We start from the raw sequence: 13,982 nt of genomic DNA, 5'->3' as shown, positions 1-13,982 counted from the left end.
ACCTCACCGGTCCGCGCCGCCCGGCCGGGTCGCGCTGTGGGCCAGCCACTCGGACCAGGTGAGGTTCCAGTCGCCGTAGCCGTTGCCGGCCTCGACCGTGTCCTTGGAGCCGGTGACCCGGATGACGTCGCCGGGGACGACCCGCCGGTAGAAGCGTTCGGCGGTGCCGTCGGTGGCGAGGCCGACACAGCCGTGGGTGACGTTGGACCGGCCGGCGTGGGTGTCGGCGTTGGGGTTCTGGTGGACGTAGGTGCCGGACGCGGTGGTGTGCACGGCCCAGGCGTAGTAGCCGTGGTAGGCGTCGCCGAGACCGACGGTCCGCGAGTCCATGTAGACCTTGGGCTGCTTGTCCATCACCACCATCGTCCCGTTCCAGGTGTCCAGACCGGGCCGGCCCGCGGTGACCGGGATCCGGGTGGTGGGCCTGCCGTCCTCCGTGACGGTCATCGTGTGGGTGCGCACGTCGACGGTGGCGGTCAGGGAGCGGCCGATGGAGAAGTGCCGCACGGCGTGGCTGCCGACGCGGAGCGTGACCCGGGTGCCGGGCCTCCAGTACGCGGGCGGGCGGTAGTCGACGCGCTGCCCGTCGAGCAGGTTGCGGTCCTTCACCCAGCTCCAGGCACCCGTGACCGCGGGCCCGGTGGTGACGGCGAGCCAGTGCTCGACCGCCGCCCGCTCGGCCCGCGGCACCGGGCGCGGGAAGGTGACCGATATCGGCATGCCGACGCCCACGGTGGCCCCCTCGCCGACGTTGACCCGCGCGTCGGCGAGGGCGGCCGGCTCGGGGACGGCGGGCACGGTGGGGCGGGGCGCGGCGGACGTGGCGCGGGCCGGTCGGGCCGGCTTCGTCACGGCGCCGGAGGTGGTGGCCGCGCACCCGGTGGCGGCGAGCACCAGCGCGCAGGCCGCCGCGAGGGCACCGGCGACGGTCCCCGGGCGGCGGGCGGACGAAAGGCGCGCGGTGCGGGCGTCCCGCGCCGGGCGTGCGTGGTCGCGGATGCGTGATTCCTGCGCGTGCGTGAACACGGAAGTCCCCCCTGGGATGCGTACGGACATGGTCTGTACGCACCGCGCGGCGCCCCGGTTGCATCGGGCCGGGGGAGGAATCCCGGCCGCGCGACGCACCGTAGGATCGCCTCTTCGGGGACGGGCGATGCGGGGGCCGGGATGACGGAGGAGGAGTTCGACGCCTTCTACACGGCTGCCTTCCCCCGTCTCGTGGGGCAGCTCTACGCCTTCACCGGCGACCACGCCGAGGCCCAGGACGTCGTGCAGGAGGCGTTCGTACGGGCCTGGGACCGGCGTGCGTCGTTCGACGCGGCCGAGGCACCGGAGGCGTGGATCCGCACGGTGGCCACCCGGCTCGCGGTCAGCCGCTTCCGGCGGGCCCGGCGCTGGCTGGAACTCGTCCGCAAGGACACCCCGCGGGACCAGGTCCCGGGCCCCGGACCGGAGCACGTCGCCCTGGTCGCCGCACTGCGCGAACTGCCCCCGCCGCAGCGGCTCGCCGTGGTGCTGTACCACGTGTGCGACCTGAGCGTGGAGCAGATCGCCGCGGAGACCGGCGCGCCCGCCGGCACGGTCAAGGCACGGCTGGCCCGGGGCCGCGCCGCGCTCGCCCGCCGGCTGTCGCCCGAGGAGGCCGGAGTCATGACCGGGACGAAGGAGGCCACGCATGCGCCCTGACCCGTCGGAGCCGGCCGGGCCCGGGGAGCCCGCCGACCGGCTGACGCGCGCCCTGCGCGAGGTCGCCGGGCAGGGCCGGCGCCTCGCCCCCGGCCCGGGCGCCGCCGTGCGCCGCCGGGCCGAGCTGCGCCGCCGTACCCGCCGGGCCGGACTGGTGTCGGCGGGGCTCGTCGTCGCGGCCTCGGCCGTCCTCGCCGCCACGGCCCTGCTGGACGGCACCCACCGGCCCGCGCCACCGCCCGCCGCGACCGCCTCCACCACCGCCCCGGTACCGCCCCCCGACCGGGACACGGCCGTCGAGGACATCCGGATCGACCTGTCCGCCCTGGAACTGCGGGCCGGGGGACGGACGTTCGCCGTCTCGGCGCCCGGCATGAACCGGCCGTTCCAGGACGACGCGGTCGGCCGGGTCACCGAACGTCTGCGGCATGCCCGGTTCAGCGCCTCGCCGACGGGCGAGGTCGAGCGGCACGACTGGGTGCTGGCCTTCAGCGGCCCCGGACGGCAACCGCACTTCCTCTACGGCACCGACGCCGACGTCCCCGGCCGCCGCCCGTCCACCCTGGGCCTGATCGGCCTGCGGCCCGACGACGCCCGCTGGCTGTACGAACACACCGAGGTCGGCGCCCGGGTGGTGATCACGGGCAGCGGCACGTGACCGGCCGGGCCGGGTCAGCAGGCGGTGGCCGGGGCCACGCTCACCGCGTCGCGCTCCCAGGCGAGGTGGCGGATCGAGACGGCTCCCTTGCCGCCCTTGCCGTCCCCGCCGCCCTTCGGCTCGACCTTGATCGTGACACCGGAGCCGTCGACCGCCAGGAGTTCACCGCACAGGGACTGCCCGCGGGTGTGCACCCGGACCGTCGGCGCCGGGTCGTCCGGTCCCGGGGCCACCCAGGTGAGCAGGATCCCGGCGGCGGTGGCCAGCACGCCGAGCACCGCCGCCCAGCGCGCGGCGCCGATCCGCGCCTCGATCCGGTCCAGCTCCCGCTCCTCCCAGTCCAGGAGCCGCGCGGCATGGGCGTACCTCAGCACGTCGCCGGGCCGCCCGTGCGCGGCGGACACGGCGAGGAACGCGGCGCCGAGCAGCAGCACCAGTCCCGCCGCCACCAGCACGACTACCGCCGGCCGGTAGCCGCCGGGCAGTTCGGCGACGTTCTCCCGGCCCTTGAGGACCAGCACCGCGGCCAGCAGCCCGGTGGCGACGCCGAGGAAGTTCCGCCAGCCCTCCGCCTGCGCCCGCGCGATCTCCAGCTGGGCCTCGGCCATGGCGTCCAGCCGCCGCTGGGCCCGCTCCAGTTCCTCGGGCTCGTACCGGCGCGCCGCTGTCACGAGCCGGTGCCCGGCCGGCGGACCGCCACCCACTTGGCCCCGCAGCCGCCGGTCTCCTGCTGGTCCCCGGGGTGGGGCAGCCGGCACCGGCAGCGCATGTACACCTCGTCCGGCAGCTCGTCCCGCCCGGACCCGCCGCGGGGCAGCCCCTTGGCCACCGACCCGGGCCTGATGGCCGGCACCGGATGGCTCATCGCGCCGCGGCAGGCCGGGCAGGTGCCGGTGATGACGAGCCGTCCGCCGGAGGTCTCCCAGACGAATCCGCTCTGGTCCGGCAGGTGCCGGGACTGGAAGGGCTTGGGGTCGTGCGACACGCGGTCAGGTCCTCTCGTGCGGCGGCAGGCGGAAACCGAACAGGGGCGCGTAGTCGGCGAGGCGCGCGCGGACCTCGTCCACCGTCAGGCCCGTCTCCTCGGCCGCCAGGTCCAGGTGGTCCGCGCCGACCTCGTGGGACAGCACCGGTTCCCTGCCGGTGAGCCGGGCGGTGAGCAGGACGACGTCCCGCCAGTCGGGGACGCGGTCGCAGCCGGGTTCCGGGTACGGCAGCTCCAGTCCGACCCCGGTGAACGGCCCGAGCCGCCGGTACGTCTCCCGCAGCCCGGCCCCGAGCCGCCCGGCCGCGACGACCAGGCCGAGCGGGGGGAGGGTCCAGGAGTCCTCCAGGCAGGACTGGAGGAGGGCGTACTCGGCGGCGGTGTCGCGCTCCAGGGGCTTAGACGGCCGGACGGACCCGGGCCGTACGGGGACCGTGGGGGCCCCGAGGGGGGCGTAGGCGTTGAGTTCGGCGGCGGCGGTGGGGAGGTCGAGGCCGAGGTTGTCGGCGAGGACGGTGAGGTCGCTCAGCGAGACGGACGGCCGCCACCTCCCGCCGTCGCACAGGGCCTCGCGCACGGGGCCGTTCGGTTTCAGCCCGGCGACGTCCCCGGGCACCTCGGGCACCTCGAAGCCGTAGCCGGGTGCACCGCTCCGCAGCAGGTCCGCGATGGTGCCGACGCTCTCCTGGTAGGCGGCGGCCAGCCCCACGAGGGAGGCCGGGGAGAACCGGTCGTGCCGCCCGATGCTCCCCGCCAGGGTGGGGAGCCCCGACCGCCGGCGGAACCCGCTCGGCAGCGGCTGCCCCTGCCGGAGGAACGGCCGCGCGGAGCCCGTCCCGGCGTACCACGCGCGGACCGCGTCCACCGCCCGCCGCTCGACCAGTCCCGCGTCCGCCAGCGCCTCGACCGCGGCGAGGTCCCCCGGCGGTACGACGGCGTTCCCCACTCTCTCGAAGACCCACAGCAGCTCCCAGACCGTCATCACCGCGTCCCCGGCGCCGGCGCGCTGCGGCGGGAGGGGCCCGCACCAGGCGGGCGGCACGAACGAGGCGAGCGGTCCGGGGTCCGCCACCTCGACGCCCAGCGGCCCCGCCCACCCGGCCAGCCAGGACGCCGTGGCCCCGACCGCCTCCTCGCGCCGGGCGGCCAGCCGGACCAGGTGCCGCAGGCCGATCGGGTCGGGGGGCAGGAAGGGCGGCTGCGCGTCCACGTCCCGGCTGAGCGCGGCGAGCTGCGACTCGTCCAGGAGGTACGGCAGTTCCGGACCGGTGAGCCGGTAGCCGAGGGGGGCGAAGCGGCGTACGACCGCCTCGATCTCGGCCGGCGGGATCCCCGTGTGGTGCGCCCTCCAGGCGACGTCCACCGGCCGTACGAGCGCGGAGAACGGCGAGATCTCGAAGGGCACCTCGCCCGGCCGGTCCCCCAGCAGGACCCGTGCCTCCCGCGCGTCCACGCGGTGGGCCGCGAACTCGCCGGGGTCCGGTGGCGCCGGGAGCGAGGGGTCGAGCCACGACAGCCGGGCGCACAACGCGGCCAGGACTCCCAGGCTCACCTTCTCCCGGGCGGAGACCCGCACCAGCGCCTCCCGCACCGCGTGCTGCCCGTCCGGGTCCTTCTCCCCCGGCCCCGGTCCGGCCGCTTGCTCGAACTGTCCGTACAGCGTGGCCGTCAGGCGGCTCGGCACGAGGCCGTCCAGGGCGCGGATGTCCGCCGCTTCCGGGACGCGCACGCCCACGATGGCGTACCGGCGCAGGCGCCGCGTCGTCTCCCGCAGCGAACACCCGGTGTCCGCCGCGGCCCGCAGCGGCTGTCTGAAGGACCCGCCCGGCACGTGGCCGAACAGGGCCGCGTCGAGGGGCTCGGGCCGCGGCAGACCGGGCGGCGTGCGGAACGACCCCAGCTGCCGGTCGGCGCCGAGCGCACTGGAGCGCCAGGCCTCGAAGAAGTGCGAGTCGAGGCCGGTGACCTCGAACTCCTCCTCCAGGATGTCGGCGTCGGAGGGCAGGCAGCCGACATCGCGCAACGCGACGACCGACCGTCCCCCCGCCCCGTCGATGCGCCGTGGCGGCACCACCACGCTCACGTCCTTCGCCATCAGCCCGGCGAGGACGTCCTGGGCGAGCCGGGGCCAGGAGTTGGCGAGGTCCCACAGCCAGTCCAGCGGGAACGGCCGCCACGCCGAGCGGACCAGCGTGGGCACGGCCTCCTTCAGGTCCTCCTCCACGCGGCGCCTGTCGTACCCGAGGAAGCGGTTGCGGTCGACACTCAGCTCCGGCCGGTGCCTGGCGCGCAGGTTGACGACGTATCCCTCCGGGCGCTCGGTCCGGGAGACCAGCAGCCCGTCCGCCAGCAGCATGCCCCTGCCCCGCACCCACCAGACCCCCTCGGTGGCGGCGATGCGCGCCCCCGGCACCGAGGAGTCGCCGTACAGCTCCCCCGGACGCCACTCCGCCGGGTCGCCGCCGTACTCCGTGGCGGTCACCCGCACCGGGCTCACCCACAGGAACTCCCGCAGCGCCGCGATCAGGGACGGGCGCTCCTCGTCCGTCTCCTCGGGGGCGTCGTGCAGGTAGAGCCGGACCCGGGTGCCGCCGCCCAGCAGCGCGCCCTGCTCCCGGCTCAGGTGCATCAGGCCCGAACCGGCGGTGACGCTGGCCCGGTGGCCGTCGAGCGGGAGGCCGCCGGTCATGTCGACCGGCCGGGTGGTCACCTCGACCTCCTCGGCCAGCATGAAGTAACTGAAGACGCCGATGCCGAAGCGGCTGTTGAGTTCCGTGGTGATGCCCCGCCGGCGCCAGCGGCGTATCTCCCGCATCCGGGCGGCGGACTGCTCCGAGCGACGGCCGGCCTGGGCGAAGAGGTCCCGCAGCTCCTCGGCCGTCATGCCGACGCCGTTGTCCTCGCACTGGATGTAGGTGCGGCCGGTGTCCGGGTCGGTCCCCTGGGTGAAGGTGATCCGGCACCCGGCGAGCTGCTCGCGCTCCGGGCGGTCGCCGTCCCGCCGGCCGCCCTCGGTGTAGCGGCGGCGGGCCTGGCGCACCCGGCAGGCGTCGAGGGCGTTCTGGTACAGCTCGCGCACCGCCAGCATCCGGTCGCCGTAGAGCTGGGTGCCCATGATGAGGGGCTTGACCTCGTCCTCGGCGAGCCGGAACCGGGGCGGGGGCTTGTCGAAGCCGCGGTGACGCGGCAGCAGGCCCTCGGTCTTGACCAGCTGGGGCAGGCCGTGGAGGAGGTCGCCGTGGCGCAGCGTGCCCTGGGTGCGGCGGGTGGCGTCCGACACGGCGGCGATACGGGTGGCGAGCCGGTCCAGCGCCGTGTAGAGGGCCGCGCTGCCGCACTTGAACACCAGCCGCCAGACGGTGCCCGGGGCGGGCCCGGGCGTGCCGTTCCCCGGCGGCCAGGGACCGGAGGCGGGCCGGAAGCCGTCGTTCGCGGCGATCTCGGCCTTGACGCCCTCCGGCCGGACCTGGGTGGGCTCGCGCGGGCCGAGGTGGTCGACGAGGACGCCGTCGAGCCGGCGCGGGTCGATCGCGAGGAGTCCGGCGAGGGGCAGCAGGGTGGCCAGTTCGCGGGGGCGCCAGCTCCACCGGTCCGCCTCTCCGCACAGGTAGGCGCACAGGTCGGTGTCCCAGGGGGTGCCGTCGGGGGCGACGGCGTCGGCCGGGGCGCCGGTGCCGAGCTGGGAGACGACCTGGACGACGGCGCGCCGCAGCACCCCGCGCTCGTCGGCGCCCAGGGTGAGGCCGGCGGCGCTCTCCGCGGCCCGCACCAGCAGGTCGAGCGCGGCGCGCAGGCTGTCCAGCTCGGCGTCCTCGCGCTGTTCCCACAGCAGGTCCCAGTCGGCGAGGAAGCGGTGCCGCAGCCAGTACTCGGCGGCGCGGGCGTCGGCCTTGTGGCCGCGGCGCAGCAGGGTGCGGCGGGTGGCCTCGATCTGCCGGTGGGCGCGGCGTACGTCGCCCATGTCCCGGTCGAGGTGGGCGAGGAAGCCGTCCTCGGGCAGGTCGTGGGCGGGGGCGGGGTCCTCCGGGCCGTCGCCGTACAGGGTGCGCAGCGCGGCCAGGCCGCAGGAGAGCGCCGCCTCGCGCAGGAAGGGCGCGCCGAGCAGCACCACCGTCTCGACCAGGCCGAGCCGGGCGCCCGCCGCCTCGACGAGCTGGTCGAGCCGTTCGATCAGCCGCCGTGGGACGAGCGGGTCGTCCCAGGGGTCGGCCTCGGGTTCCCGCCGGGCGCGGATGGCGATGGTCTTCTGCACGACCTGTGCCAGGTGCTCCTTGGCCCGGCCGCGCTGGGCGGCCGTGGTGCCCTCGGTCCGCTCCCACAGGCCGGAGCTGAGGACGGCGTCCGTCCAGGGCCCGGCGGACTCGACGGCCTCGCACAGCGGTACGCCGGCGTGGGCGCCGCCCGTCCGGTCCCGGCCCAGCCACCGGGCGTCGACCGTGGGCGGCCTGCAGTGGGTGTAGTGGGCCGCGATCTCCTCCGCGCGCCGCTCCACCCGCGCGATCACCTGGCCGAAGGTGCGGGCGGGGGACTCCGGGGCCAGGGTCTCGCTCAGGGCGGTGGCCAGGAGGCTGCCGGTGTCGCCGTGGCCGAGCGCCTGCTCGCCGGGGGCGCAGGCGCTCAGCAGGGCGACGTTGTCCCAGTGCCGGCCGATCGTGATCTCGTCGAAGGCGGGCGGCGGGTCGTCCCCGCTGCTGCGGCAGGCGTCGAGGCAGACCAGCACCGTGGCGTTGGAGCGCAAAGGGGCCAGCAGGTCGTCGGGGGCCACCTCGATGAGGCCGTGCGGTCCGAGGGTGCGCTCCCCGGCGCGTCCCCAGCCCGCGCGGATGTCGCTGGGCACGAGGTAGTCGGTCTCGCCGAACCGGACGCCGTGGCCGGAGAAGTAGACGAGGCCGGTGTCGCCGTCCTCCAGGGAGTGCAGGAACCGGCCCAGCTCGTCGCGGATGCCGCCCTCGCCGGTCGTGTCCTCGTCGTCGAGCACGGTCACGTGCTCCGGCTGGTAGCCGCTGCGCAGCAGGGTGGCGCGCAGGGTCGCGACGTCCTGCGCGGTGAAGGGCAGGCCCGGGAAGTGGTCCTTCAGCTCCTCCACCCGCTCCAGCTGCGGATAGCCGGGCACCGCGATCAGCAGGGCCCGCCGTCGACCGGCGGTCATCGTGCCTACTCCCCCCGGCGCGCCGCGAGTTGACCCCTCGTCATGGATGGAGGGCGATTATCGCAGAAGTGCGCGCCGCCCCGGGAGGGCCGGACCGTGGCCCGCGGGCGGGATGCCGCGGTCGCCGTCTTCCCGAGGGGGAACGGCCGTCGCGCGTGCGGGAACGCCTTCGCGCTCCCGGCCGGATGTCACTCCGCTTCGTGGGTGGTCCGCGTCGGGGTGGAGCGGCCCGGCGGCGGCAGCTGGGCCAGGCGGCTGCGGGTGAGCAGGACGTCGCCGATGAAGAGGTCGTACACCAGGATGCCCAGCGCGCCGCCGATCAGCGGGCCGACGATCGGGATCCACCAGTAGCCGCTGAAGGCGCCGGACACGCTGCCCGGGAACGCCAGGCTGCCCCAGCCCGCCGCGTAGGTGAACAGGCGGGGGCCGAAGTCGCGGGCCGGGTTGATGGCGTAGCCCGCGTTGGCGCCGAACGACATGCCGATGGCGGCGACCACGAGGCCGACGATCAGGGGAGCGAGGTTGGCCTGCACGGCCTGGTTGCGCAGGTCGAGGACGGCGGCGATCAGCATCAGCAGGAAGGCCGTGCCGACGATCTGGTCGATCAGCGGGCCCCAGACGCCGCCATGGAAGTAGGGGGCCGGGAAGGTGGCGAAGATGGAGAACGTGGTGTTCGTGTGCCCGTTCACCTTCGGCCCGGTCACGGTGGCGTCGAAGGCGTCGATCGCGGCGTGGTAGACGAGGTAGACCAGCGCCGCGCCGGTGAGGGCGCCGACGACCTGGGCGATCCAGTACGGCAGCACCTTGGCCCAGGAGAAACCCCGGCGCAGGGCCATGGCCAGGGTGACCGCCGGGTTCAGGTGGGCGCCGCTGATCCCGCCGGCGACGTAGACGCCGAACATGACCGCGAAGGCCCAGCCCCAGGCGACGAGCAGCCAGTCGCCGGCCGCCAGGAAGATCGTGGTGGGCGTGGCGGCCCGGCCGGAACCCGGCAGTGCGGCGACCGCCATCGCGACCACGCCGCAGCCGAAGGAGATGAGGACGAAGGTCCCGAGGAACTCCGCCATGCATTCGCCCAGCAGACCGCCCCGGCTTCTGAGGCGGGACGGCTTGACGAGCGGAGGGATGTCCACAGCCATGGGGCCCCCTTTGACGAGAGCTATGCGGCCAATGTCACCATATTGGCGCACGACGTCACTCGCCGCAGGGCGAACGCCTCCCGGCCACCCGCAAGGGCGACCCGCGAGGCGACCCGCGGCGGCGGCCCCCGGGGGACGATCCGCGGGGGCGGCCCCCCGAGGACGGCCCGCGAAAGGCGGGGCCCGGGGTCTCAGCCGCCCGCGTGCTGGGCGGCCGACGCCGGTTCCGGTGGGGTGCCGGCGGCCCCGGCCGGGCCCGCGTTGGCCGCCAGGAGGAGGCCGGACGCGGCGATCACGGCCGCGGCGACGCCCCGGGCGGCTGAGGCCCGGCCGGCCGGCCGGACGGGGGTGCGGGCGTGGGGTGCGTAAGGTGCGGATGTACGTCCGGACACGGCGACCTCGCAACACGACAGCGGAGTGTCAAGCATGCTTAATCCGCCGTTTAACCTAGGTGCTGTCGCGGCCCAACGGCAAGGGCGGCCCGGGGAGTTGGGGGGCATGGAGGCATGCGGGAGCGGGACGATCCGGAGGTCGTCGGGCGGCGGGTGCAGCGGCTGCGCACCCAGCGGGGACTCACCCAGCGGCAGCTGGCGGAGCCCGCGTACACGCCCGCCTACATCTCCACCCTGGAGGCGGGCCGGGTCCGGGCCTCGGACGAGGCGCTCCGGCACATCGCGGACCGGCTCGGGGTCGGCTTCGAGGAGCTGACCGTCGGCCGCCCCGCCCACCTCGCCACCGGCCTGAGGCTGCGGCTCACCGAGGCCCAGCGGATCCTCGCCGACGGCCGGGCCGAGGAGGCCGCCGCCCAGTACGGCGTGGTGTGCGCCGAGGCCCGGGCCCACGGGCTCGACGGCGAACGGGCCGCCGCGCTGCTCGGACTCGGTGAGTGCGCCTTGGAGACCGGCGAGTTGAGCAGGGCCCGGGAGTACTTCGAGCGGGCCGAGGAGCAACTGGCCGACGAGGCCCTGCCGGTGCGGGTGCCCGCCGTGCGCGGCCGGGCCGTCGCCCACTACCTCGCCGGTGAACTCCGCTACGCCGTCTACCTCCTGGAGTCCACCCTCGACGAGCTGAACCGCGGCGGACTGCACGACCCCGACGCGCTGCTGCTGCTCTACGCCGGCGTCATCGGCCCGTACATGGACATGGGCGCCCACGCCCGGGCCGCCCAGGCCGCCGAGTTCGCCCTCGCGCTCGCCCCGCGGGCCGGCGACCCCGCGCTGATCGCCCGGATGCACCGCTCGGTCGCCCGCACCCTGCTCGCCGAGGGCCGGCTCGCCGAGGCCGACGCCTCCCTGGCCAAGGCCGCCGAGCTGTACCGCCAGCTGCGGCTGCGCACCGAGCTGGCCAACTGCCACTGGATGCGCGGCTACGTCCACGCGCAGAACGGCGAACTGGACCGGGCGGAGGAGGAGCTGCGCCGGGCGTACGGGATGCTCGCGCGGTCCCGGGCCGCCCTCTACCGCAGCCAGGCCGCCGTCGAACTCGCCGACGTGCTGCACCGCCGGGGCCGGTCCGAGGAGGCCGCCGAGCTGCTGGAGGACGTCCTCGGGGACCTCTCCTCCGAGCGCGGCGCCGTGCACGCCGCCGCCGCGCACCGCCTCCTCGGCATCATCGCCGAGGACGCCCGGGACACCGAGGCCGCCGAGGAGCACTACGTCCGCGCCCTCAGCCTGCTGGAACGCGCGGGCGCCGCCGGTGATCTCGCCGACCTGTGCCGGCTGCTGGGCGACCTGCTGCGCCGCACGGGCCGGACCGAGGCCGCCCTGGACGCCTACCGCACCGGCCTGGGCCACCGCACCGCCCCCGGCACCACCACCCTCGGCCCGGCCCCGGCCCAGCCCCCGCTGTGATCCCGCGCACCGAGCGCGCCGCGCCTGCCCGTCCGGCTCCCGGCGCGCCCGGCCCCGGGGGACTCACACCTGTGCACGGCCCTGCCTGCGGATGTCCGCCAGGCGCAGGGCGCCGATCTGGACGGCCGCCTGGGTCGCCTCGTTCGGCACGTCGCCGAGGCCGCCGTTGGTGAGCGCGAAGGCGTCCTCGCCGACCCGGACGGCGGCCACGTCCATCGTGAGCAGGTACCGCTGCCCGTCGGGCCCGGTCGCCGCGCAGGTGACGCGCAGCCCCTGGCGGGCGTCCCCGACCTCCGGCAGCGCGGCGGCCGTCACCCGCACGTCCTCCACCAGCCCCAGCTGGGTGGTGGCCGTGAACCGGGCGCAGCGCACCGGCATCTCCCCCAGCCACTCCAGCGCGGCGTCGACGTCCGCCGGGCGGCGGGCGCCGATCTGGAACCGCAGCTGCGCCTCCGTGTCGGCGTCGTCCAGGCCAACCGCAACCCGCGCCGGGGCGCCGAGGAGTTCGTCGCTGTAGAGGGCGTCCAGCAGCCGCTGGCACTCCCCGGCCGTGGTGCGGCTCTTCAGCAGCCCGTCCCGCCAGGTGGCCGCGCCGCGCGTCGCGGTCCAGGGGGCGCCGAGATCGGTCTGGTTGATCAGCGCGGCCTCGGCCTGCTCGTCGCCGAGCGTGGAGCCGTCGGCCCGCCGGGGCGCCTTGGACACCACCGCCTGCCGGTCCACCGTGGGCAGCGGGTGCGGCGCGCTCGCCGGGTGGTGCAGTGTGAGGGCCGCGCAGCCGCCGCCAAGCAGCAGACCGGCGGCGAGGAGGGGACGCAGGACGGCACGGGGGAGGCGGGGGACGCGCGGGGGTATCGCGGGGGACATCGGGGCCTCCTGTGCTGGTGCGGCGGTCCCGCGCCGCGTGCGGCCGGCGGGGTCCTGGTCCCACGGCACCACCGGGCCGGTCCGGGCACCAGCGCTCGGGACCGTACGGGTGAGGGGCGCCGTTCCGCGGGAGCGGGTGCCGGCGGGGCGTCCCGCCGGACGGGCCGTACGGCGCCGGCGGCGCTCCCCGCCGAGCCCCGCGGCGGCGCGTTCCCGTCCCGGCCGGCGTCCGTCCAGCCGGTCGTGCCGCCGGTGGCCGGGAGCGGCCAGGCGGGTGCGGAGGCGGTGGTGCGGCCGCCGGTCGCGCCCGGTGTGCGCGCCGAACCGGCCGGACCCGCGCCCCCGGGGCCCGGATCCGGGCCGCGCGGCTCGTGCCGTGCCAGGCGGTGAGCGGTGCCCGGGAGGCCGGCGCCGCTCCGGTGGCCTACGGCTGCGGGACCTCGGCGGCCGGGCGCGCCGCCGGTGCCGGAGCCGCCGCGCCGGACCGCCGCGCGGGCGGCGCCCCCTCCAGCGCCCTCCGGGACGAAAGGCGCTCGCGGATCTGCCGGTCGGTCGGCAGGAACTCCAGCGCCCGGTCCAGGTGGCCCCGGCCGGCTCCGCCGCCCTGTCCTAAGGTCGGCACGACGGAAGGAGTCCGCCGTGACCGGACAGCCCGTGCCCGTGATCATCGACTGCGACACCGGCGTCGACGACGCCCTGGCCCTGCTCTTCGCCGTCCGCCACCCGGGCCTCGACCTCAGGGCGGTGACCTGCGTGGCCGGGAACACCGACGTGGACGGGGTGGTCCGCAACACCCTGACCGTGCTGGACCGGGCGGGCGCCCCCGGCATCCCGGTGGCGCGGGGCGCCGAGCGCCCGCTGCTCGAACCGGCCCGCCCGGCGCCGGTGCACGGCGCCGACGGCATGGGCGACCTGGGCCTGCCGGCACCCGCCCGGGGCCCGGCGGACGTGGACGCGGTCACCCTGCTGCGCCGGGAGATCCTCGCCTCCCCGCGCCCCGTGACGCTGATCCCGACCGCCCCGCTCACCAACATCGCGCTGCTGCTGCGCACGCATCCGGAGGTCACCCGGAACATCGAGCGGATCGTGTTCATGGGCGGGGCGGTGACCACCGGGAACGCCACCCCGGTCGCCGAGTTCAACGTGTGGCACGACCCGGAGGCGGCGGCGGTGCTGCTCACCGCCGGGGTGCCGATCACCATGTACGGCCTGGACGTGTTCCGGCGGGTCGTCGTCCCCGCCCCCGAGGTGCGCCGGCTGCGGGCGAGCGACGAGCCCGGCACCCGGCTGGCCGGTGACCTCCTCGCCCACCGGCCGGCCCACCAGGGCGAGCCGCCCGAGGCCGAGGAGGCGGGCGGGCTCGGCGACGCGGGCGCGGTGTGCGCGGTCGCCGACCCGGCGGGCCTCACCACCCGGCTGCTGCCGGTCGAGGTCTCCCTGGCGCCCGGCCCGGCCCGCGGCCAGACCGTCGTGGACCTCCGGCCCCGCCCCGGCGAGTCCGAGATCCACGGCGACGGACGCGAACGGGCACTCGTGGACGTGGCGCTGGACGTGGACGTCGACCGGTACGTGCGGCTCTACCTGGAGACGGTGCAACGGCCCTGAGGCAGCGCCCCGTGCCGGGACCCGTCGTCGGTCGGGCCGTGGTGGC

At 76.5% G+C, this 13,982-nt stretch carries 11 protein-coding genes; 4 read left to right on the top strand and 7 right to left on the bottom strand.

The window, feature by feature from the left end:
- Nucleotides 1-3 precede the first annotated feature (3 nt).
- Nucleotides 4-1,026: a L,D-transpeptidase gene (locus ACZ63H_RS11435; RefSeq protein WP_469863759.1), complete on the bottom strand. Its 1,023-nt coding sequence runs from the start codon at nucleotides 1,024-1,026 to the stop codon at nucleotides 4-6.
- A gap of 141 nt (nucleotides 1,027-1,167) precedes the next feature.
- Between ACZ63H_RS11435 and ACZ63H_RS11430 the strand changes: the two genes are divergently transcribed.
- Both ACZ63H_RS11430 and ACZ63H_RS11425 read left to right on the top strand, forming a co-directional pair.
- Entirely contained in the window at nucleotides 1,168-1,686 is a 519-nt protein-coding gene (locus ACZ63H_RS11430) for a SigE family RNA polymerase sigma factor (RefSeq protein WP_469863757.1), read from the top strand.
- Nucleotides 1,676-2,344, top strand: coding sequence for a L,D-transpeptidase (locus ACZ63H_RS11425; protein WP_469863755.1), 669 nt, complete (start codon nucleotides 1,676-1,678; stop codon nucleotides 2,342-2,344). The genes ACZ63H_RS11430 and ACZ63H_RS11425 overlap by 11 nt, the downstream gene beginning before the upstream one ends.
- A 14-nt stretch (nucleotides 2,345-2,358) precedes the next feature.
- Here the strand turns inward: ACZ63H_RS11425 and ACZ63H_RS11420 are convergent, their stop codons facing one another.
- The 4 genes from ACZ63H_RS11420 to ACZ63H_RS11405 all read right to left on the bottom strand — a co-directional run bounded on the left by ACZ63H_RS11420 (nucleotide 2,359) and on the right by ACZ63H_RS11405 (nucleotide 9,617).
- Nucleotides 2,359-3,015 (bottom strand): hypothetical protein, encoded by a 657-nt coding sequence (locus tag ACZ63H_RS11420; RefSeq protein ID WP_469863753.1) that lies wholly within the window; start codon nucleotides 3,013-3,015, stop codon nucleotides 2,359-2,361.
- Nucleotides 3,012-3,329, bottom strand: a complete 318-nt coding sequence (locus ACZ63H_RS11415) for a hypothetical protein (RefSeq protein WP_469863751.1) — start codon at nucleotides 3,327-3,329, stop codon at nucleotides 3,012-3,014. Before ACZ63H_RS11415 ends, ACZ63H_RS11420 begins: the two co-directional genes overlap by 4 nt.
- Nucleotides 3,330-3,333: 4 nt before the next feature.
- The gene (locus tag ACZ63H_RS11410; RefSeq protein ID WP_469863749.1) at nucleotides 3,334-8,478 is read right to left on the bottom strand and encodes a wHTH domain-containing protein; all 5,145 of its coding nucleotides are present in this window, start codon (nucleotides 8,476-8,478) and stop codon (nucleotides 3,334-3,336) included.
- Nucleotides 8,479-8,666: 188 nt separating this feature from the next.
- A complete protein-coding gene (locus ACZ63H_RS11405) occupies nucleotides 8,667-9,617 on the bottom strand; it encodes an MIP/aquaporin family protein (protein ID WP_469863747.1) in 951 nt (316 codons plus the stop codon).
- 506 nt (nucleotides 9,618-10,123) lie between these two features.
- On the opposite strand from ACZ63H_RS11405, the gene ACZ63H_RS11400 reads away from it, so the two are divergent.
- The gene (locus ACZ63H_RS11400) at nucleotides 10,124-11,467 is read left to right on the top strand and encodes a helix-turn-helix domain-containing protein (protein ID WP_469863745.1); all 1,344 of its coding nucleotides are present in this window, start codon (nucleotides 10,124-10,126) and stop codon (nucleotides 11,465-11,467) included.
- Nucleotides 11,468-11,530: 63 nt separating this feature from the next.
- On the opposite strand, the gene ACZ63H_RS11395 is transcribed toward ACZ63H_RS11400, so the two are convergent.
- The gene (locus ACZ63H_RS11395) at nucleotides 11,531-12,331 is read right to left on the bottom strand and encodes a hypothetical protein (RefSeq protein ID WP_469863744.1); all 801 of its coding nucleotides are present in this window, start codon (nucleotides 12,329-12,331) and stop codon (nucleotides 11,531-11,533) included.
- A gap of 424 nt (nucleotides 12,332-12,755) precedes the next feature.
- On the bottom strand, nucleotides 12,756-12,953 hold the full coding sequence (locus tag ACZ63H_RS11390; protein ID WP_469863860.1) for a hypothetical protein: 198 nt from the start codon (nucleotides 12,951-12,953) through the stop codon (nucleotides 12,756-12,758).
- Between the two features lie 17 nt (nucleotides 12,954-12,970).
- On the opposite strand from ACZ63H_RS11390, the gene ACZ63H_RS11385 reads away from it, so the two are divergent.
- Nucleotides 12,971-13,936, top strand: a complete 966-nt coding sequence (locus ACZ63H_RS11385; RefSeq protein WP_469863742.1) for a nucleoside hydrolase — start codon at nucleotides 12,971-12,973, stop codon at nucleotides 13,934-13,936.
- The last annotated feature ends 46 nt before the right edge of the window (nucleotides 13,937-13,982 follow it).

The organism is Streptomyces sp. NPDC104831, assembly GCF_055583025.1.
The sequence above is the reverse complement of the archived record's forward strand: the minus strand, read 5'-3'. Positions and strand labels throughout refer to the sequence as shown.